This window comes from Yaniella soli (genome assembly GCF_054782375.1).
Window position 1 is genome coordinate 1 of the sequence record NZ_BAAGSP010000030.1, and the last position, 19,565, is coordinate 19,565.

Sequence of the window (19,565 nt, forward strand, 5' to 3'; positions counted from 1 at the left end):
TGTTCATCCGTCAGCGTCTGATATCGAGAAGTAGAAGCATGACTCATACCTCCACTCTGAACGATAAATCATCGCACATATAGGAGACACGCCCTAATCGGTTGAGAGTTGACTCATGGGAGCGATCGAACCGAAGGAATGGTCGCGCAGGCGATGCGATTGCGCTTCACTGGATGCGCCCAGAGGCGAAGGCGTTTATTGGCTGGTGGGACACGACAGATCCCGACAACCCTGTTTGTAAGGCATGGATAGGCGCGCATGATGAAGCGAATAATCCTGAGGTTCCTCCTCACAGGCACTGGTCGGTTGAGGTTACCGACTCAACAGGCCAGATGCAGACGCGATTAGGGGTTCCATACGACAAAGACCATACAAATATTACAGCGACCAGTGCTGATTTTACTGTCGTGAGTGGCGCACTACGAGTTGCCCGTCGCAGTAGTCTTGAGTTTTCAGTGGATCGCGATGGCGAAACTGGCTCACGTTGGCGAGTACGGATGACACCGGAGCAAAATCTTGAAATGGTATACCATCCGTCGAACGGGTCTGAACCAGAGCGCATCGCTGAGTTCGATTCTGAGACCGGTCGGATGAAGATTCGATCGATGGAAGCGGTTGATATAGTAATGAACGACTGAACAACAGGGGCTCCAACCCGACTGTTCGTAGACAATGGAAAGGTGTGCGTTGAGGAGATTTAGATCCAACGAACGCGTGACGGCACCTTTTAGTTACTACGTGCTTGCATAGAAACTGACCTAGTAAGTATTTCTAGTACGCGACACTGACAACAACCGACATCTAAAACATAAGTCGTAGAGGTACGATGCTAGAGAAGGGTTTCTTGTTCAAGGAGCACGTGGTTTAAACAATTAGGAGATGCGTTTTTTAGTGGTGGCCTCCTCAACGCGAGATATTAGCCAACTTCGTCGTGAAGACTTATTGGACGATTATTTAGACAGGGTAAAAAGCCCTAAAAACGTGGCAAATGCCGCATTGAGAACCCGCTCAGTGAGCATAAGGGATATTCTTATGCGCGCAGCTATCCGTTCAGACGTGGACCCACAAGAATTCTGCGAGTTGCTTCTGACTGACGTGCAGGCGGCCAAAGATCAAATCGTAGACGTTGTAGCATTAGGCGAGCTAGGTCGACTCGTATTATCTCAGAATCTGCTAGCCGGAGATAAGTTCTACGGCACTGAATTGCTTACTTTGGCTAACTCATTAGATACCGATGGTAAGTTGTCTCGTCAGATACTGCGAGTGTTGATCCAACATCATATAGTTGAAAACAACTTAGATAAGGCTTCAGAATTATTAGACGAGCACCCGAAGATTGACCACGAAGTATTTGGCTACTTACGCGGGGAAATGTCCAACCCTTTTACCGGCGGAGAAAGTTCGGATCACCATAAATGGTTGGCTTCCTTTAACCAAGTCTTTGAACGTTATAATGTTGCTCCGATTGGGTTGCGTGAGGACGACCGTTTACTACCGTTTGACCGGCTAAAAGTCTCACCGTCACGTAGGGAAATATCGGCGGGCCCGTTGGTCTCGGTTGTTTTAACAGTCTTTAAGCCCGATGAAATGCGACTACGTACCTCTGTTAATTCAATTCTGGATCAGACTTGGCACAGTCTCGAACTCATTGTAGTGAACGACTGTTCAGGTCCAGAATACGACGATATATTCGGGCGTTTAGAACAGCTTGACGATCGGCTTACCGTGATACATGCCACCGAAAACCGCGGAACTTATGCAGCTAGGAATATTGGCTATGCAGCTTCGAGTGGTCTGTATATCACAGGACAAGACGACGATGATTGGTCCCACCCAGAGCGTATTGAACGTCAGGTCAACTTCATGGAGAGCAATCCTGAGGCAGTTGGCTGCCGTATCAGCGCGGTTAGATGCGATGAGTTTCTAGGGCGAGTCCGTGTGGGATCTTCTCCGTTAGGTCAAAACGCGTCCTCACTGTTTATTCGCAGAGTAGGCTATGAACAAGCAGGCGGTTTCTTGGAAGCTAGAAAGGCCGCGGATACGGAATACCATTTCCGTATAGAGGCGGTTACTGGTCGACAAGTAAAGACTCTTAAAGAGCCTCTGAGCATTATACGAATCTTAGAAGGTTCACTATCGCGAGGCGACTATGCGCCTGGATGGGTGCATAGTTCGCGACGCTCCTTTAGGTCTTCTTATGTGCACTGGCACAATAACCGCTGTCCGCAGGAGCTATTTGTTAGCCGACATACTTCACCGGCCGTGAAAATCCCTCGTCGTTTTGAAATTGATAACCACACTGAGAGTTTGCCAAAATTTGACGTTGTCTTTGCTGGTGACTGGGAGCAGTATGGCGACCTGCAAAAGGACATGTTAGAAGAAATTTATGCACTGTCTCGAGCAGGCTTTCGGCTCGCCATTATCAATTTTCAGTCCGACTGGGAGACACATAGAGTCGGTTTGACTCCGCTAAATGACGACATTCAGAAAATGATAAACGAGGGTCTTGTTGATGAGATCTATTATGATGAATCGATTGACATTAATTTACTAATATTGAGGGATCCATCTATACTACAGTTTTTCACCTATGAGGTGTCCAATTTATCAATCGATTCGATGTTCGTTGTAGCCAATGAAGCCCCGGCTAACTTGGACGGTACTGATATAAAATATCTTGTCGAAGACTGTATAGAGAATTCCAAAAGAGCGTTCGGTATAGAACCAACATGGGTGCCAGCAGGTCCTAGGATCCGAAAGACACTGGAGCACTATATGGGTGGTGAATGGCTCTCTTCGTTTGACCTACCTGGAATAATAAATCTTGACAATTGGCGGCACAATCGCCTTGGGCATCGGAGCACCTTCCCGGTCGTTGGTAGACACTCCCGTGACGAATCTATGGATTGGCCGAGTGAAGGCAGTTTGATTGAAGAAGGGTACCCTTCGGATGGCCGTTTCGACGTACGTATTAGGGGGAGTGCGACTACACCGTTGCGGATCCTAGGTGCCGACCACTACCCGAATGGTTGGACAGTGTACGAGCACGATGAGATATCCGTGGGTAGTTTTCTTTACTCGTTGGATTACTTTGTGCTTTACCAGCATGCACACGTTGGTGAGTTTCCCGGACGGCAGATACTTGAGGCTATGGCCTCGGGGGCGGTAGCGGTGTTGCCGCGAGAGTTGCAAGCCGTCTTTGGCGAGGCAGCTTTGTATAGTGAGCAGGGTGAACTGCGCGATACGATTACGCACTTGCACTCAGATTTTTCAATTTCTGAGCATCATCGTAAGCGGGTTGAATCGGTGCTAGATCGTCGCTTCAGCTACGACTGGTACGTGAATTGTATGACGAGTCTTTTAGCAGAAAAGTGAGTAAAGCATAATTTATGTATTTTAGAGATAAATTCTTTCTAGCGTCCGGCTTTGTGCTCGCTTTGCTTGGTAGTTTTGCGACTTTCTTTTGGCGTATTGAAGCTGGTATCGTCGCTCTATTACTCGTGAGTATATTGGTACTAGTTTTCCTCACTCTCTTGCGTCGTCAAGTATCGAAAGTGCAGCAGCGTACGTTGGCGCTTCTTCATTTTCGGGGCACAGTTGATAATCTATCGAAGGATCTTCGCAGGGCGGAGTCCGTTTCAACGAAGAAGATTATTGGATTACTTCATGCTCAACAGATGAGCATGGAAGAGCTTAGTGACAGACTTGAAGCTATCGCTGAAGACAAGAGTTGTAAGTAATTCAGGAGTTTTCCGACGGTTTTAATATCGCGTGCTTCATTAGCAGGATTGAGATCAGTGCGGAGACTTAGGCTGGTGCATCCGGGTATTGGTAACATGATGTCGATTGTGCTGAGGATGGGTGTGACGGGGTTCCTAACCTATGCTGGCCCGAAGATGGAAGTAAGTTTTCTTAATGCAGTCTAGTAACCAGAAACAAGTGCGTGTAGCTCGCATTGGTAAACCTCATGGCATTCGTGGTGAAGTCACCGTCGAGTTATTCACTGACTCTCCTGAGGTGCGATTCGTCAGGGATAATACTTTTGCCGTCAGGATTAGTGATGCGCCCTCGGAAGTTTGCCCTACACTGACTGTCGAAAAAGCGCGCTGGAACAAGAACATCATGCTTCTGAAGTTTGCTGAATTCTCAGATCGAAATACTGCGGAGTCCTTGCGAAACAGTGAGTTGTATGCCGAACCTGAAGAGTCAACCGTTGATGAGGATAGTTGGTACGCGGATGACCTCATTGGGCTAGCAGTTCACCAGGAAGTCATTGACTCTCCCGTTTTGGGTGAAGTATCGAATCTCATCACCGGCGAAGCACAGGATCTTATTGAGATTCGGTTGTTGAACGGCAATGATGTACTGCTTCCCTTTGTAGAAGAAATTGTCCCGGAGATCGATGAGGAGCGCGGTGCCATCGTGATCACCCCGCCGCCTGGTTTGTTGGAGTTGAACCAAGACTGATGCGCCTTGATATTGTCAGTATTTTTCCTGAGTATCTCGATGCTCTGAATATCTCTCTGCTCGGCAAGGCCCAGGAGATTGGTTTACTCGAGATCGATATTCATGATCTGCGTGACCACACATTTGATCAGCACAAGACAGTGGATGACACTCCATATGGCGGTGGCGCCGGCATGGTCATGAAACCGGAACCTTGGGCCTTGGCACTCGAGGAGATCCTGGATGCGTCGCCGGTTGAGAAACCCGTATTGATTGTCCCCACGCCGTCGGGGGAAGTGTTCAACCAGCCTGCTGCCTCTGAACTGGCAGATGCTGTGCACCTTGTCTTTGCCTGCGGCCGCTACGAGGGTATTGATGAGCGGATGTTCCATTGGGCGCACGAACACTTTGATGTGCGTCTAATGTCTCTGGGCGATTACGTGCTCAATGGGGGAGAGGTAGCTGCCCTTGCCATGATTGAGGCAATTGGCCGGCTGGTTCCTGGTGTAGTTGGGAACCCTGAGTCCCTGGTCGAAGAATCCCACAGTGATGATGGTCTGTTGGAGTACCCGGTGTATACCAAACCCTCGATGTGGCGTGAGTACGAAGTGCCGGAGATCCTGTTATCCGGTGATCATGCCAAGATCGCCGCGTGGCGCAAAGAACAGCAGGCCGAGCGTACGCGCACACGTCGCCCAGATTTGTGGACAAAGCACCAAGATATGGCATAATAGGCAGTTGTGTCTGGCGGGTGTTGGATCTGCCGTAGGGGATCTCGTCACCAACGTTGGACACCGGGGAGGTAACTTCATGTTGCACCTCGAAATCCTCCACCGCAAGCCGAAGTGCTTGCTGAAGTATGTGGGCGACCTGCGGCGATCCACTAGGAGTAGACTCCATGAATCTTATTGATCAGTTGAATCAGAAGACTGTCCGTGACGATGTACCAGATTTCCGTCCTGGTGACACCGTTGCAGTTCACGTGAACATTGTTGAAGGTAAAACTCAGCGTATTCAGGTTTTTGAAGGTTACTGCCTGGCCCGTCAGGGTACCGGCGTTTCCGAAACCTTCACCGTTCGCAAGACTTCCTTCGGTGTTGGCATTGAGCGTCAGTTCCCAGTGCACTCGCCAATCGTTGACAAGATCGAAGTCAAGAAACGCGGTCACGTCCGTCGTGCCAAGCTGTACTACATGCGCGACCGCCATGGTAAAGCTGCACGTATTCCTGAAAAACGCGGCTAACCATAAGCATTCGTGACGAAAGCGTCATCGCCACAGCGGGCCGGGCACTCATCTTCGAGTAGCCGGCCCGCTGTTGGTGTTAACCGGTGGTTGTTGTTCGTCCTGGCTCTCGTGGTGATTGCCGTAGCAGTCGTGTTCGGTCTGCGCTCGTATCACCTCAATACCTACACGATTCCCTCTGCTTCAATGCTGCCGGGCCTTGAGGTGGGAGATCGCATCGAAATTGATCCTGATGCGTATCAAGACTCCACCCCACAGCACGGCGACGTGATCGTCTTTGACGGGGCCGGAAGCTTCATGCCCTACGAGTCAGAGACCACCCTGAAGCGCTTTCAAGATACAGCCCTGGGCATTCTGGGGATCACACATCAAGACGATGCAGTGGTGAAGCGGATAATTGGGGTTGAAGGCGATACTGTGGAGTGTTGCGATGATGCTGGCCGGTTGCTCGTCAACGGGGAACCGCTCGAAGAGCCCTACCTTGCCGAACCGGATCGGCCTGCCTCGTCCAGCCCGTTCACGGTAGAAGTCCCTGAGGACCGTGTGTTCTTGCTGGGGGATAACCGGTACGATTCGGTCGATTCGCGGGCACTGCTCGGTGCGCCGGGTGGGGGTATGATTCAGATGGATAAGATTTATGGACCGGTGGAAACAATACGATGACAGCAGAACATGCAGGTAGTAGGCGCAGAAAGCGCTCTGGCGGTTTTTTACGCGGTATGAGGGAAATCCTCATTATTCTTGCGATCGCCATTGTGGTGTCGTTTGTCATCCGCACCTTCTTTTTTAGAGCCTTCCTCATTCCGTCGGGTTCGATGGAAAATACGCTCCAGGTCAATGACCGTATCTTTGTGAATCTCATGATCGATTCGGAAGACCAACTCAAGCGCGGCGATGTGGTCGTCTTTGAAGACCACCAGGGGTGGCTGCCCCCGGCCGAGTCCGACCCGAACCCGTTCTTACAAGCCCTCGAGTTCGTGGGGCTCTACCCATCGACTTCGGAACAGCACTTGGTCAAACGCATCATCGGGATGCCCGGAGATCACGTGACCGTTGATGATCAAACCCAGCAGGTGGTGATCAACGGTGAAGCCATCGACGAACCCTACTTAGCGCCAGGCAGTGCCGCCTCTGACATCGATTTTGACGTGACCGTGCCAGAAGGCCAACTGTGGGTGTTGGGGGATCACCGCGATGCGTCGGGTGACTCGCGCGCTCACATGGATGGTCCAAATGATGGTTTCGTCAACATTGATCACGTGGTTGGTCGTGCTGAAGTCGTCGCCTGGCCGCTGGATCGGTGGGGCCCTGCCGGATCGGCGGATGAACCGTTTGAAGAGGTTCCCGAGCCGTGATCCCCGAGCCTGACCTCACCGTGGAAACCACGCTGTCACAAACTTGTGGCGGAAGCATGATTGCCGGCATGGACGAAGTAGGTAGAGGCGCCCTGGCTGGACCAGTTGCCGTGGGCGTCGCCGCCGTGGACGTGGCAGTCAGTGAGCCGCTCGTTGGGCTACGCGACTCCAAGAGGCTCACTGCTTTACAGCGCGAGCGCATGACGCTTGCGATTCCTGCATGGGCGACCACAGCCGTCGGGCTGGCATCTGCACAAGAGATTGACGCCTACGGTATTACCGCGGCGTTAGGTCTTGCTGGCAGACGGGCATGGCATGAGCTGGTCGCTGCTATTGATCCACCGCACGGTCTGGTGTTGGATGGCAATACGCAGTGGTTGAATGACGCGCCGTCGGCACTGACACAAGCCCTTGCTCCGGTCGAGGCGCACATTGTGTTGCAAACCAAAGCGGACGCGACATGTTCGACGGTCTCGGCAGCCGCTATTATCGCCAAGGTCGCACGCGATGCACTCATGGTCGAACTAGCCGACCAGTTTCCTGCCTACGGGTGGGATGGCAATAAGGGCTATGGCTCTGCCTCACACCGTGCGGCGTTGGTTGAGACCGGCGTGTGTGAACATCACCGCCGGTCTTGGAATCTGGTGCCCGATGATCTTCAACTGCGCTTGTTGTAACCCTGGTCTTGGTCCACAGCGCAACGCACTACGATGTGATGCATGACTGATCACGATGATGAGTTGGCAAAATATGCGGCCGACCTAGAACTCAACCTGTACAAAGAGTACCGGGACGTGATCGGTATCTTTCGATACATCGTCGAAACCGACCGGCGGTTTTATCTGGCCAACTCCGTCGAGATGGTCACACACCACGAAACCGGCGACACCTACTTCGAATTACTCATCGAAGATGCGTGGGTCTGGGACGTCTATCGTTCCTCGCGGTTCATCCAGCGCGCGAGAATACTGAGCTTTCGAGACATCAATATTGAAGAACTCCCGAATCGGGAAGACTCCGATATGCCGGCAGACGGACCGTTGGTCCCACCGCCGTCCCCAGGCTGAGCGCCCCTCGTTGGTTATCCACATTTTGGGCTGATCCTCGCCACAACACAGTGTCTGTCGATGAGACTGTCGGTGGAGGTGAGGCCCATATGTCAACGAACTCCTCACAGGATGGCCCGCACGCATTGGGCAAACACGGTGAAGACATTGCCGTGGAAGCACTGGCAGGTGCCGGTTACCAGATTCTGGCACGCAACTGGCAGGCGGCAGCCGGTGAAGTCGATGTGATTGCCTACCACCGGCATCACTTAGTGGCCATTGAAATCAAAACCCGAATGGGTACTCGTTATGGAACCCCGCTGGGCTCCCTGACGGCTTACCAGCTGCTACGGATCCAAAAAGGGCTGCTGCACTATAAACAAACGGTGTACCCCAGATTCGCGCACACACCGATACGTGTGGATCTGGTGGGCGTGCTGATTGACGACGACGGCGACGTCACAGCAGAGCTGTTGCAGGATGTGACGTAAATGGACACCTCACACGACTCGCCTGTACTACTCAACGTCAAAACCACCACCCGCATCGGACGAAGCTACAGCGTGGCCTTGAACGGGATGCAGGGGCAACTAGTCACGATCGAAGCCGACATCGGCAACGCACTGCCCGGCTTCACACTCTTGGGATTGCCAGATCAATCCCTACAGGAAGCCAAGGACCGTATTCGGGCGGCAGCACGCAACTCTGGCTTAGATCTGACCCGACGGCATCTCACGGTCAATCTCACGCCGGCTTCTTTACAGAAGCGTGGCTCGCTCTTTGACCTGGCAATCATCATGGCAGCATGGGGTGCCGACTACGCCGTTACTCGCGAAACCGGACCGGTTTTTCTCGCGGCACTGGGCCTTGATGGGTCACTGCAATCTGCGCCAGGCATTCTTCCCGCGGTGATGGCTGCCGTCGACGCGGGCTACACCGACATTGTGGTCGCACAAGCCTCAGCAGCAGAAGCCGCCATGGTGCCTGGAGCTCGCGTACGTGCCTATGGACACCTGAGCGAAGTCGCCCATGCTTTTGGCGGGCCGGTAGAACCCGCACCGGTGGTTCGAAGCGAACCAACCGGCGTATCGCAGCCTGACCCGGTGCCCGTAGAGCCAGGAGTCGATCTGGCAGAGCTGCAGGGCCAACACGAAGCACGTTGGGCCTTAGAGATTGCCGCAGCTGGCGGGCACCATCTGTTACTCAATGGCCCGCCCGGAGCAGGCAAAACGATGTTGGCACAACGACTGCCGACGATCATGCCGGATATGGAGCCGTCCACCGCACTGGAACATGCGGCACTGAAGTCGTTATCTGAGGGTGAGCGTGCATTGACGACACTGCCGGGCCAATCACCATTTGAAGCACCACATCACTCGGCAACGGTTACAGCACTGATTGGTGGGGGTTCGGGCACCATCCGGCCCGGTGCGGTTTCGAAAGCTCACGGGGGCGTGTTGTTTCTCGATGAAGCCGCAGAATTCAAACGCCCGGTGCTCGAGACACTGCGCCAACCGTTAGAAACCGGCCGCGTGATTGTGCATCGCGCCAGACACACCGTGGAGTTTCCCGCTCAGTTCCAATTAGTCATGGCGACCAATCCGTGTCCGTGCGGCCACGGCTACGGTACCGGCAAACAATGCCGGTGTACCTCGTTGCAACGCAGGCGCTATGCAGCCAAACTCTCCGGACCGCTGTTGGACCGGGTGGACCTACAAGTCAGCGTGGAGCCCGTGACATCACAACACCTCATGACCCAGGCAGCAGCGGAATCCTCGGCTGACGTTGGAGCGCGCGTGGCCGCGGCCGTTCAACGTGCCCAGCAGCGGCTGGCACCCTATGGGTTGAGCCGCAATGGTCAAGTGCCTATGCAGCTCTTCCATGAGTCGGCACTGGCAGTGGACGGTGCAGGCCATCGGATACTCCAACAAGCCCTGGACACCCAACAGATCTCGGCCAGAGGGTATGGGCGCATTCTTCGTGTGGCTTGGACTATCGCCGACCTCTTAGACGCTGATCGGCCGACGGCAGACCACGTGGATATGGCCCTGTACTTACGACTCAACACCACCGGAGACCACCATGGCTGACCACGCTATCCGCACAGCACGCGCCGGGCTCACCCAGGTCATCGAACCGGCAGACGCCTACGGCGTCATCGCCTCAAAAGCCTGGGGTCCGATACGACTCCTCGAGATCATCCAGGGACAGACACCAACACAGCAAGACTGGATCGCACTGGTCGGTGCATATGCCAACGACGGTGACTTTACAAAGAAACTGCGCAACACAATTGGTGAGGCAATCCAACGCTGGCGTCGCAGAAGCACATATCTCAATCCCAACCAGGCTCTGGACTACATCGCCTCACTTGGTGGACACTTCATCATCCCAGAAGATGACGACTGGCCGTGTGCGCTCGCAGACCTCGCCTCAACCGAACCTATCGGGCTGTGGACCCTGGGCAGCGCAGCGATACCGCCTGTGGAGCGTGTAGTAGGGCTGGTGGGCTCCCGCGAGGTCACAAGCTACGGTGATGCTGCAACTACCATGCTGGCCACCAAGGCACGCAGTATGGGCCTGACCGTGCTTTCAGGTGGCGCCTACGGTATCGACGCCCGAGCGCACCGGACCGCATTAGGTGCATCAGCGCCGGGTGTGGCGACCATTGCTGTGTTGGCCGGTGGTCTGGATCGGTTCTATCCAGCTGGTAACGTCGAGCTGCTGCACCAGATCGCTGCTGACGGGCTGCTCGTCTCAGAGATGCCACCTGGCATGCGGCCCAACCGCTATCGTTTTCTGAATCGCAACCGTCTGATCGCAGCACTTGCCAACGCAACGATTGTGGTTGAAGCGCGCTATCGTTCCGGTGCGCTCAATACCGCCCATCATGCTCACGACCTCGGTCGCAGCGTTGGTGCTGTGCCCGGACCGATCAACGTACCAACCTCAGCGGGGTGCCATCGCCTCATCAAGGAAACACCCACGATGCTCATCGATGATCCCGCAGATCTTGAGTCGATGTTCGACACGTTCACCGATGCGCCCGCAGCACAGCAGCCGCGGGGTGACGAACGTGCCTATGACACATTGACGACCGAAGAAATGCTGGTCTTTGACGCGCTTCCGGTACGAGGCAGAACCACCGTTGAGCATCTGTGCGGCATCACGGGCCTGTCTGTTCCGCGAATCACCGGGATTCTAGCCAAGCTGTCACGCGACGAGCTGGTGGCACGCAATGAGCAAGGCTGGCGGAAAGGTCGAGACACCATCAGATGATGCTTTGTTGGGAGCGTTATTCGTGCCAGAGTGAAGTTATGGTTAGCAATATTTCATCTCAGGATGCCGAGCTTATTGATGAATACTGCCATCATCTGAAACACGAGATGAACCGATCCGACCACACCATTCGTTCGTACCGCTCGGATGTGCAAGGCCTCGCCTCAGATCTTCAGACCGCTTCGGCACAAGCTCAAGACCCCGTGCCGGTCTTCCGAGAGATTACGCTCGAAGAGTTGCGCGGCTGGCTTGCGCAATTGACCCGTCATGGCATTGGCCGAACAACGCTTGCGCGCAAAAGCACCTCGGTGCGCCAATTCATGGCATGGCTCGTACGCCAGGGGATTCGCGACGACGACCCAGCAGCACGTCTTGTGGCCTCCAAGACGGCGTCGCATCTGCCGGACACCCTCTCGAAGGCGCAAATGCGCCAGGCGTTGGAAGGCTTGAAAGCCAAGGCGGTGAGTACAGATGGTACGCAAATAGATCCGCTGGCTTTGCGAGATCTGGCCATGGTTGAGGTGCTGTACTCCACTGGGATTCGTGTTGCTGAGCTGGAGGGGCTCGATATTGATGATGTCGACTTTTCCCGTGCGATGATCAAAGTGACCGGTAAAGGTGACAAGCAGCGTGTTGTGCCGTTGACCAACCCGGCGGTGGACGCTATTGAGCAGTGGTTGCATCGTGGTCGGCCACAGGTTGTAGCGAACAATCATCAGTCGCCGGCGGTCTTTCTTGGTTCTCGAGGCAAGCGCATTGGGGCCCGTCAGATCCGTGAGGTCGTCAATGCAGTACTCAAAGACTTGGGGACTACGTCAGCTTCAGGTGTGCACGTGCTGCGCCATACGGCCGCCACACACCTGCTGGACGGGGGAGCGGATCTGCGTTCAGTCCAAGAACTCCTCGGACACGAGTCGCTGCAAACCACCCAGCTGTACACGCATGTTTCGATAGATCGCTTACGTCAGGGTTATCGCCAGGCACACCCACGGGCATGACCGAAAAGAAGTTCCGGACAATTTAGCGACATCCAGTCACGTTACGCTACTTGTCGTGGTGCTGGTGGCTATAATGAATCCGATCAGGCATAATGGTTGCTGTCAGTTCATAGAGATCCCATATTGAGTGGTCGTAGGGGAAGACGTATCGCTAACAATGGAGGATCGGAATGTCTGGCATTGACGCAAGAGGTGTACTGTACGTGCACTCTGCCCCTGCAGCCCTGTGCCCACATATTGAGTGGGCAGTCGGGGCTGCTTTGGGTGCCCAAGAAAAACTCGAATGGGAATCCCAGCCCGCCGCCCCGGGGACGTACCGCGCTGAAATCAACTGGATGGCGCACCAGGGCAGTGGCGCCAAATTGGCCTCGTCTCTTCGAGGCTGGGCCCACCTGCGCTATGAAATTACTGAAGAAGCCTCTGAGGGCTCTGACGGTTCGCGCTGGTCGCATACCCCTGAACTCGGCATTTTCCATGCCACCACGGATGTCACCGGCAACATCATGGTCTCCGAAGACCGCATCCGGTATGCCTATGAGCAGGCGGCAGGTGAACCGTCAGCGGTGTACCACGAACTTTCGCTTGCACTGGGTGAAGCTTGGGATGAGGAACTGGAACCGTTCCGCCAAGCAGCAGACGGCGCCAATGTGCGTTGGTTGCACCAGGTAGGCTAACGCCTCAACGATCCTTCATAGACACGATGGAGGGCGGCTCCGATAGTCGGAACCGCCCTCCATTGAGTCGTTTAAATCGGCTTAGTAGCTCCGGAACGCGACGACCGCGTTGTGGCCTCCAAAGCCAAAGGAGTTACTCAACGCAGCAATATCACCGGATGGCAGTTCACCTGGTGTGCCACTGACAACGTTGAGTGGAATGTCTGGATCCTGGTTGTCCAGGTTGATGGTCACCGGCGTCTTGCGGTGGTGGATGGCCAGCACGGTGAAGATGGCTTCAAGCGCACCTGAGGCACCTAAGAGGTGGCCGGTCTGTGATTTGGTAGCCGATACCTGAATGTTGTCCAGATGGTCACCAAAGACTGCTTTCATGGCCACGTATTCTGGGCGGTCGCCTACGGGAGTGGAGGTCGCGTGCGCATTGACGTGGACGACGTCGCTCAGCTCGATCTCATCACTGGCAATCGCTTTGCGCAGTGCGCGTGCAGCACCGTTGCCTTCTGGCTCGGGGGCCGTAATGTGATGGGCGTCTGAGGAAATGCCGGAGCCGGACAGGACCGCGTAGATTTTGGCGCCGCGGGCTCGGGCGTGTTCTTCGGATTCGACTACGAGTGCGCCGGCGCCTTCACCGAGCACAAAGCCGTCACGGTCAGTGTCGTATGGGCGTGAGGCTGCTGTCGGGTTATCATTGCGCTTGGACAGTGCCTGCATCGAGGCGAAGCCTGCGATGGGTAGTGGGTGGATGGCTGCTTCTGCGCCACCGGTGACGACGACATCGGCGTCGCCGGTTTCGATCAGACGTCGAGCGTTATCCATTGCTTCGGTTCCCGAGGCACACGCGGAGACGGTTGTGATAGCTCCACCGCGTGCTGACAGATCCATGGAGATGGCAGCGGCAGCACCATTTGGCATGAGCATGGGTACGGTCATTGGGAGTACGCGACGAGGGCCTTTTTCGCGGAGATTGTCCCACGAGTCGAGGAGCGTCCATACGCCACCGATGCCGGTACCAAAGGCTACTGCGAAGCGTTCTGGCTCGAAGTCGTCATCTGACAGTCCGGAGTCGTTCCAGGCTTCTCGTGCTGCGACAAGACCCATTTGTGTGGTTGGATCCATGCGGCGTGCTTCGACGCGTGACAATACCTCGGTTGGCTCGTTTGTCAGTTGCGCAGCGAAGGTTACTGGCAGGTCATATTCTTCTACCCAGTCTTTTTCGATTGGCCGCGCACCAGAGGTACCTGCCAGGGCGTTTGCCCACATGGTGTCTACGTCGCCACCGATTGGGGACGTCGCTCCAAGACCGGTAATTACGGCTTTACGGGTCATATCCAATGCCTTTTCTAGATGGCCTGTGTTGTGGCCGAGTGGTTCGTGAATCGGAAGTGGTGGGCGGCCTGCGGGGCCGGGATTGCTCCCGGCCCACCGCTCATAGCGGACCTGTCTGGTCCGTCCTCATCCGTTAGGAAGCGTTTGCGATGAAATCGACGGCGTCCTGGACGGTCTGAAGGTTTTTGACTTCTTCGTCTGGAATTTTCACGTCGAATTTTTCTTCGGCGTTGACGACAATGGTCATCATCGAGATCGAGTCAATGTCGAGGTCGTCGGTGAAGTTTTTGTCCAGCTGGACTTCTTCAGTCTCCAGACCGGTTTCTTCGTTGACGATTTCGGCGAGGCCGGCGAGGATGTCTTCTTTATTAGCCATGAGCGGCTCCTTTAAATAGGCGTGCAAAGTGTCTTTGCACAGGGTGTACGATGTGCTGGTCAGTGCAGATAGTCGACTTATGGCAGTCGAACGACCTGGGCGCCGTAGACCAGTCCGGCACCAAAACCAATTTGTAAGGCCAAACCACCAGAGAGTTCTGGTCGTTCTTCTAACAGGCGATGCATCGCCAGTGGAATAGATGCGGCAGAGGTATTGCCTGCGTCTGCGATATCGCGACCAATGGCCACGTGGTCGGGAAGTTTGAGTTGTTTGGCGAACTCGTCAATAATACGCATATTTGCCTGGTGTGGCAGAAATGCTGAGAGATCCTCAGCGGTGACGCCAGCATCTTCGAGGGTTTGCTTGGCAACTTTGGCCATTTCCCAGACTGCCCAACGGAAGACCGACGGACCTTCTTGGCGCAGGGTTGGCCAGAGGCTTCCCTGGCTACCGGGTTCGGTAATGGCGGTTGGATCGCCGGTGCGCTCTACCTCGTGGATGGCATCGCGCATGTCGAGGTTGGAATGGGTCATACGGATCATGTCCCAGTCTTGCCCTTTGGAACCCCAGTTCGACTTTGAGATACCTGGTTCTTCAGAACCACCCACGACGACCGCACCTGCACCGTCGCCGAGCAAAAAGGAAATCGAACGATCTGTGGGGTCCACGAAGTCTGAGAGTTTTTCTGCACCGATGACCAGGACTTTGTCGGCCATGCCAGAACGCACAAGCGCATCGGCTTGGGCGACGCCGTAGCAGTAGCCAGCACAGGCAGCAGAAATATCGTAGGCCGGAACGGTGATCTCTAATTCGCCGGCGATCAGCGCCGCAACCGAGCCGGTCGGATACGGGAAGGTGACGGTCGAGACGAGAATTGCATCAAGATCTGAGGCTTTGATGCCGGCACGATCAATGGCTTGTTTCCCGGCAGCTAGTGCCATGTCGTACAGGGCGACATCTGCTTCAGCGCGTTGACGAGTGACAATCCCGGTGCGCTGTTGGATCCATTCATCAGATGAATCGATCGGTCCGGCTAAGTCTTCGTTGTTCACGAGATTATTTGGACGAAATGCCCCGACGGAGAGGATGCGACTTCCCTTGGTCGGATTGTATTGGTTCAAACTGACTGTAGACACGATAGACCTTACGCTGAGATGTTCTGGGTATGTTCGGCGATAAATTCTTGAGCTTTGTCGAGATCAGCCGGAGTTTTGATCGCCAGAGTTTTGACACCCTTCATGGCGCGCCGTGCGATACCGGTCAGGGTTCCACCCGGCAAAAGCTCAAGTATACCGGTCACGCCGGCATCCACCATAGTGTGTTGGCACAGGTCCCAACGAACCGGGGACGTGACCTGCTGTATCAGCCGATCCACGAATGCCTGGCCAGAATCTACGACGGCGCCGTCGCGGTTGGAAGCCAGCGCCATACTCGGGTTCTGCGGGGTCAACGTGTTGGCATAGGATTCCAACTCAGCAACCGCAGAGGCCATGTATTGGGTGTGGAACGCACCGGCGACTTTCAGCTCTATGACGCGAGTTTTCTCCATCGGATGCTCGGCAAGGTGTGCCAGGGCTTCTTTAGAACCGGCGGCGACGACCTGGCCACCACCGTTGACATTAGCCGGAGTCATGTCCAAGTCTTCCAAATATTTGATGACTTCATCTTGGTCGCCGCCAAGAATTGCGGCCATGCCGGTTGTTTCGGCCGCCGAGGCAGTTGCCATGCCCTGGGCGCGGACGCGAACAAATTCGAGTGCATCGACAGGGGAGAGGACACCCGACAGACCGGCTGCGGTAATTTCACCAACCGAGTGCCCCGCCGTCATCCAGGTGGCCGGATCCAGCTTGTCGGTTCCCATAGCCTGGGCCGCGAGTAGACCAGCTGCCACGATCAAGGGCTGTGCGACAGCGGTATCTTTGATGGTGTCTTCATCGGAGGTTGTCCCATGAGTCACCAAGTCGACGTTAGTGGCGTTGGACCATTCCTTCAGGGTGTCAGAGATACCGGGCAGTTCGAGCCACGGTTCCAGGAAGCCTGGCGTCTGGGAGCCCTGTCCTGGGCACACGATTGCGAGCATAGAGTCAACTCTTCCAAATTCTTCGGTCAGAACCAGTAAAGGTAGTCCCCGAGTATAGTCGCGCTTTTTGTAGGAATCCTACAAAAATGAAACGCTGGCGACTCGGCGGCGATTTTGGTTCTGGTCATTGTTCTGGCTGATTTAAGACCGTATCAAGTCTACCCGTCATGAGCGCAACTTGTAGGACATATGCATCTCTGGGTGAAGTTGGATCCCAGCCGGTTAACTCGGATACGCGCTTCAAGCGATAGCGAACGGTATTGGCATGAATAAACAACTGGCGTGCGGTGGCTTCTAATGAGCCACCGGTCGTGGTGTAGACATCGACGGTTTCTAACAGTGAATGCCCGGCACGTGCCAACCGCTGATACACCTGGGAGGTCAAAGCGCTACGGGCGATCTGGTCACCATTGAGCGCACGTTCGGGCAGCAGCTCGGCTGCTGAAATGGGTCGTGGCGCACCGGGCCAGGCAGGTGCGGCAGAGAATCCTTCGAGCGCTTCTTGCGCAGACTGTGGCGCATCAACGAGTGAATCGACCATCCGCCCGTAGACAATCGGACCGTCACCGAATCCGCGTTGAATGGTCCGCGTGTCGGTCTCGATATCGCGAACCGAGCCGAGCACGATCGCCAACCGGTCAGATAAGACGCCGATCAGTATTTCCAGCCTCGACCGGGAGGCCACCTCACGCAGTTGTGCCACCAGTTGTGCTTCATCGAGCTGTGCGGGGTGCCCGACCATGACCGTAATACCGCTGGTGGCTTTCCAACCTGTTGCTGCTGCTCTGGAGCGAATTTCATCGGCGCGGTCGCCGGCCAGGATGGAATCCAATAACAGCGTCTCGAGCCTGGCATCCCAGGAACCGCGCGTCTCTGCGGCCCGGGCATAGACTTCGGCCAGAGCAAAGGCAATCTCTCGTGAGTAGAACACCACGGCGTATCGAGCCGCGGTTTTATCTGGTTCCGCCACAATGGCCGGGAGCTGGGTTTCGACTACCTGTAGTACTGTGCGCAGCAGTTGCACGGCCTGTTGGAGCGTGACAATCCTGGAGAGTTCGGGTGGGGCATTGCCGAACACCGAGTGCAGTACACCCGAAACCGAGATTTTGACCTTCTTCTCGCTGTGTTCAAACCAGTCGGCAAAGGTACTGAGCCCTTGTTGCGCAATTTCGCCCAGGCTGGCTCGTTGGTTTGCGGGCAGTTCACGAAACCAGGGGAGTGAGGTGTTGAGTTGATGAAGCACAGCCGTTTTGAGCTCGCCGAGATGGGCTCGCACGGCGGCCTTCGCCTCGTTCGAGACGGCTCTTGGGAACTTGGTTGACCAACTATTCATCGACTACCGCACCACCTCCGGGGTTGCGAGCTCGATCTTGTCGGCCACATAGTCGATGTCTTTATCTCCGCGACCCGACAGGTTCACGACGATCGAAGCGTAGCTGCCGAGTTGAGGTGCCAACCGGAGTGCTTCGGCTATGGCGTGGGAGGACTCGAGCGCTGGAATAATACCCTCGGTGCGGGACACGAGTTGGAAGGCCTCTAATGTGTGACCATCGTTGGCCGAGACATATTCGACTCTGCCAGCTTCGGCGAGGAAAACGTGTTGTGGACCAACGCCCGGATAGTCCAGGCCGGAGGCGATCGAATGGACCGGTGCAGGCTCACCGGTTGCATCGGTGAGTACGCGGGTGGTCATGCCGTGGAGCACACCGGTGGCCCCCTTGGACATGGTCATCGCGTGTTGGCCCAGTTCACTTCCTGAGCCGCCGGGCTCCACACCGATCAGTCGCACATCGTCGTCATCGAGGAATGCTGTGAAGGCGCCCATGGCGTTTGAGCCGCCACCTACCGAAGCGATGACTGCGGTGGGCAGGGTACCGTCATTGCCCTGTAGGAATTGTGTTCGAGTTTCAGCGCCGACGATAGCTTGGAAGTCACGCACCAGGGTGGGGAATGGGTGGGGCCCAACAACAGAGCCGATGGCATAGAGATACTGTTCGGGGTATTGTGCATAGACTTCGAAGGCTGAATCGACTGCTTCTTTGAGCGTTGCGCCGCCGCGTTCAACCGAGACCACCTTGGCGCCAAGGAGTTGCATGCGCACGACGTTGGGGTGTTGTTTTGCCACATCAACGGCACCCATGTGGATTTCGCAGTCCAACCCGACCAGCGCTGCTGCAGCGGCCAGGGCAACACCGTGTTGTCCGGCACCCGTTTCTGCGATGACGGTTTGTTTGCCCATGCGCTTAGCTAACAGCACTTCACCCAGGGTGTGGTTGATCTTGTGGGCACCGGTGTGGTTGAGGTCTTCGCGTTTCAAGAAGATCTTTGCGCCACCGGCGGCTTCGGTCAGGCGCTCTGCCAGCATCAGTGGTGTTGGGCGGCCGACCACGTCGCGCAGTAAGCGTGTGTATTCTGCATAGAACGCGGGGTCTTGCCGAGCTTCCTCATAGGCTTTTGCCACGTCTTCCATGGGCCGAGCCAGTGCATCAGGTAGGACGGCGCCGCCATATGCGCCAAAGTGCCCGTCATTGGTTGGCTTCAATTCGGGTGTGCGGATCAGGTCGGCTGCTTCGGCCAGTGTGGATGGGGCTGCGGAGGATTCAGGATGGTTTAACACGGCTCTATCGTAGCCCAGGCTATGAGGTTGAGCACTGCACCGCTCCGGTGTCCGTGTGCCCCGGGGGTTAAACACTGTGCGGGGTGCTGGAGAATTTCCAGCACCCCGCAAGTGGATGTTCAATT

The 19,565-nt window shown here is 55.4% G+C and carries 21 protein-coding genes; 15 read left to right on the forward strand and 6 right to left on the reverse strand.

All coding sequences use genetic code 11. From position 1 onward, the window contains the following. The first annotated feature begins 173 nt into the window (after positions 1-173). The 15 genes from ACYVJT_RS12900 (at position 174) to ACYVJT_RS12970 (ending at position 13,041) form a co-directional block, all read left to right on the forward strand. Positions 174-638, forward strand: a complete 465-nt coding sequence (locus ACYVJT_RS12900) for a hypothetical protein (protein ID WP_343958355.1) — start codon at positions 174-176, stop codon at positions 636-638. Positions 639-879: 241 nt separating this feature from the next. After that, a complete protein-coding gene (locus tag ACYVJT_RS12905) occupies positions 880-3,375 on the forward strand; it encodes a glycosyltransferase family 2 protein (RefSeq protein WP_343958353.1) in 2,496 nt (831 codons plus the stop codon). A gap of 14 nt (positions 3,376-3,389) precedes the next feature. Continuing rightward, positions 3,390-3,740 (forward strand): hypothetical protein, encoded by a 351-nt coding sequence (locus ACYVJT_RS12910; RefSeq protein ID WP_343958351.1) that lies wholly within the window; start codon positions 3,390-3,392, stop codon positions 3,738-3,740. Between the two features lie 175 nt (positions 3,741-3,915). After that, positions 3,916-4,467: a ribosome maturation factor RimM gene (gene rimM, locus ACYVJT_RS12915; RefSeq protein WP_343958349.1), complete on the forward strand. Its 552-nt coding sequence runs from the start codon at positions 3,916-3,918 to the stop codon at positions 4,465-4,467. Next, complete coding sequence (gene trmD, locus ACYVJT_RS12920) at positions 4,467-5,177, forward strand: tRNA (guanosine(37)-N1)-methyltransferase TrmD (RefSeq protein WP_343958347.1); 711 nt, start codon at positions 4,467-4,469, stop codon at positions 5,175-5,177. The genes rimM and trmD overlap by 1 nt, the downstream gene beginning before the upstream one ends. Before the next feature lie 167 nt (positions 5,178-5,344). Further along, on the forward strand, positions 5,345-5,689 hold the full coding sequence (gene rplS / locus ACYVJT_RS12925) for a 50S ribosomal protein L19 (RefSeq protein ID WP_343958345.1): 345 nt from the start codon (positions 5,345-5,347) through the stop codon (positions 5,687-5,689). Positions 5,690-5,701: 12 nt separating this feature from the next. Continuing rightward, positions 5,702-6,352, forward strand: a complete 651-nt coding sequence (gene lepB, locus ACYVJT_RS12930) for a signal peptidase I (protein ID WP_343958343.1) — start codon at positions 5,702-5,704, stop codon at positions 6,350-6,352. Continuing rightward, the gene (gene lepB / locus ACYVJT_RS12935; RefSeq protein WP_343958341.1) at positions 6,349-7,044 is read left to right on the forward strand and encodes a signal peptidase I; all 696 of its coding nucleotides are present in this window, start codon (positions 6,349-6,351) and stop codon (positions 7,042-7,044) included. The genes lepB (ACYVJT_RS12930) and lepB (ACYVJT_RS12935) overlap by 4 nt, the downstream gene beginning before the upstream one ends. After that, positions 7,041-7,721, forward strand: a complete 681-nt coding sequence (gene rnhB / locus ACYVJT_RS12940; protein WP_343958339.1) for a ribonuclease HII — start codon at positions 7,041-7,043, stop codon at positions 7,719-7,721. The genes lepB (ACYVJT_RS12935) and rnhB overlap by 4 nt, the downstream gene beginning before the upstream one ends. 42 nt (positions 7,722-7,763) lie before the next feature. Next, on the forward strand, positions 7,764-8,111 hold the full coding sequence (locus tag ACYVJT_RS12945; protein WP_343958337.1) for a DUF2469 family protein: 348 nt from the start codon (positions 7,764-7,766) through the stop codon (positions 8,109-8,111). A gap of 89 nt (positions 8,112-8,200) precedes the next feature. Further along, a complete protein-coding gene (locus ACYVJT_RS12950) occupies positions 8,201-8,581 on the forward strand; it encodes a YraN family protein (RefSeq protein ID WP_343958335.1) in 381 nt (126 codons plus the stop codon). Next, positions 8,582-10,180 carry a YifB family Mg chelatase-like AAA ATPase gene (locus ACYVJT_RS12955; protein WP_343958333.1) on the forward strand — a complete coding sequence of 533 codons (1,599 nt, stop codon included), beginning with the start codon at positions 8,582-8,584 and terminating at the stop codon, positions 10,178-10,180. Further along, positions 10,173-11,369 (forward strand): DNA-processing protein DprA, encoded by a 1,197-nt coding sequence (dprA, locus tag ACYVJT_RS12960; RefSeq protein ID WP_343958331.1) that lies wholly within the window; start codon positions 10,173-10,175, stop codon positions 11,367-11,369. Before ACYVJT_RS12955 ends, dprA begins: the two co-directional genes overlap by 8 nt. Positions 11,370-11,407: 38 nt before the next feature. Beyond that, complete coding sequence (locus ACYVJT_RS12965; RefSeq protein WP_343958329.1) at positions 11,408-12,367, forward strand: tyrosine recombinase XerC; 960 nt, start codon at positions 11,408-11,410, stop codon at positions 12,365-12,367. Between the two features lie 170 nt (positions 12,368-12,537). Next, positions 12,538-13,041, forward strand: coding sequence for a DUF3145 domain-containing protein (locus ACYVJT_RS12970; protein ID WP_343958327.1), 504 nt, complete (start codon positions 12,538-12,540; stop codon positions 13,039-13,041). 81 nt (positions 13,042-13,122) lie between these two features. Here ACYVJT_RS12970 and fabF read toward each other — a convergent pair whose 3' ends face one another. The 6 genes from fabF to trpB form a co-directional block, all read right to left on the reverse strand. After that, on the reverse strand, positions 13,123-14,367 hold the full coding sequence (gene fabF, locus ACYVJT_RS12975) for a beta-ketoacyl-ACP synthase II (RefSeq protein ID WP_343958325.1): 1,245 nt from the start codon (positions 14,365-14,367) through the stop codon (positions 13,123-13,125). 133 nt (positions 14,368-14,500) lie between these two features. Continuing rightward, a complete protein-coding gene (locus ACYVJT_RS12980; protein ID WP_343958323.1) occupies positions 14,501-14,743 on the reverse strand; it encodes an acyl carrier protein in 243 nt (80 codons plus the stop codon). Positions 14,744-14,820: 77 nt separating this feature from the next. Continuing rightward, a complete protein-coding gene (locus ACYVJT_RS12985; RefSeq protein ID WP_343958322.1) occupies positions 14,821-15,879 on the reverse strand; it encodes a beta-ketoacyl-ACP synthase III in 1,059 nt (352 codons plus the stop codon). 8 nt (positions 15,880-15,887) lie between these two features. After that, complete coding sequence (locus tag ACYVJT_RS12990; RefSeq protein ID WP_343958321.1) at positions 15,888-16,823, reverse strand: ACP S-malonyltransferase; 936 nt, start codon at positions 16,821-16,823, stop codon at positions 15,888-15,890. A gap of 124 nt (positions 16,824-16,947) precedes the next feature. Then, a complete protein-coding gene (locus ACYVJT_RS12995) occupies positions 16,948-18,156 on the reverse strand; it encodes a PucR family transcriptional regulator (protein WP_343958320.1) in 1,209 nt (402 codons plus the stop codon). Positions 18,157-18,159: 3 nt separating this feature from the next. Beyond that, positions 18,160-19,440, reverse strand: a complete 1,281-nt coding sequence (trpB, locus tag ACYVJT_RS13000; protein WP_343958318.1) for a tryptophan synthase subunit beta — start codon at positions 19,438-19,440, stop codon at positions 18,160-18,162. Positions 19,441-19,565 lie beyond the last annotated feature (125 nt).

Coding starts and splice junctions, on each gene's coding strand:
- ACYVJT_RS12955 (WP_343958333.1), top strand. CDS start 8,582: ATGGACACCTCACACGACTCGCCTGTACTACTCAACGTCAAAACCACC.
- ACYVJT_RS12965 (WP_343958329.1), top strand. CDS start 11,408: ATGGTTAGCAATATTTCATCTCAGGATGCCGAGCTTATTGATGAATAC.
- ACYVJT_RS12900 (WP_343958355.1), top strand. CDS start 174: ATGCGCCCAGAGGCGAAGGCGTTTATTGGCTGGTGGGACACGACAGAT.
- trmD (WP_343958347.1), top strand. CDS start 4,467: ATGCGCCTTGATATTGTCAGTATTTTTCCTGAGTATCTCGATGCTCTG.
- dprA (WP_343958331.1), top strand. CDS start 10,173: ATGGCTGACCACGCTATCCGCACAGCACGCGCCGGGCTCACCCAGGTC.
- rimM (WP_343958349.1), top strand. CDS start 3,916: ATGCAGTCTAGTAACCAGAAACAAGTGCGTGTAGCTCGCATTGGTAAA.
- ACYVJT_RS12990 (WP_343958321.1), bottom strand. CDS start 16,823: ATGCTCGCAATCGTGTGCCCAGGACAGGGCTCCCAGACGCCAGGCTTC.
- rplS (WP_343958345.1), top strand. CDS start 5,345: ATGAATCTTATTGATCAGTTGAATCAGAAGACTGTCCGTGACGATGTA.
- fabF (WP_343958325.1), bottom strand. CDS start 14,367: ATGACCCGTAAAGCCGTAATTACCGGTCTTGGAGCGACGTCCCCAATC.
- ACYVJT_RS12950 (WP_343958335.1), top strand. CDS start 8,201: ATGTCAACGAACTCCTCACAGGATGGCCCGCACGCATTGGGCAAACAC.
- ACYVJT_RS12995 (WP_343958320.1), bottom strand. CDS start 18,156: ATGAATAGTTGGTCAACCAAGTTCCCAAGAGCCGTCTCGAACGAGGCG.
- ACYVJT_RS12945 (WP_343958337.1), top strand. CDS start 7,764: ATGACTGATCACGATGATGAGTTGGCAAAATATGCGGCCGACCTAGAA.
- ACYVJT_RS12910 (WP_343958351.1), top strand. CDS start 3,390: ATGTATTTTAGAGATAAATTCTTTCTAGCGTCCGGCTTTGTGCTCGCT.
- ACYVJT_RS12980 (WP_343958323.1), bottom strand. CDS start 14,743: ATGGCTAATAAAGAAGACATCCTCGCCGGCCTCGCCGAAATCGTCAAC.
- ACYVJT_RS12970 (WP_343958327.1), top strand. CDS start 12,538: ATGTCTGGCATTGACGCAAGAGGTGTACTGTACGTGCACTCTGCCCCT.
- lepB (WP_343958341.1), top strand. CDS start 6,349: ATGACAGCAGAACATGCAGGTAGTAGGCGCAGAAAGCGCTCTGGCGGT.
- ACYVJT_RS12905 (WP_343958353.1), top strand. CDS start 880: ATGCGTTTTTTAGTGGTGGCCTCCTCAACGCGAGATATTAGCCAACTT.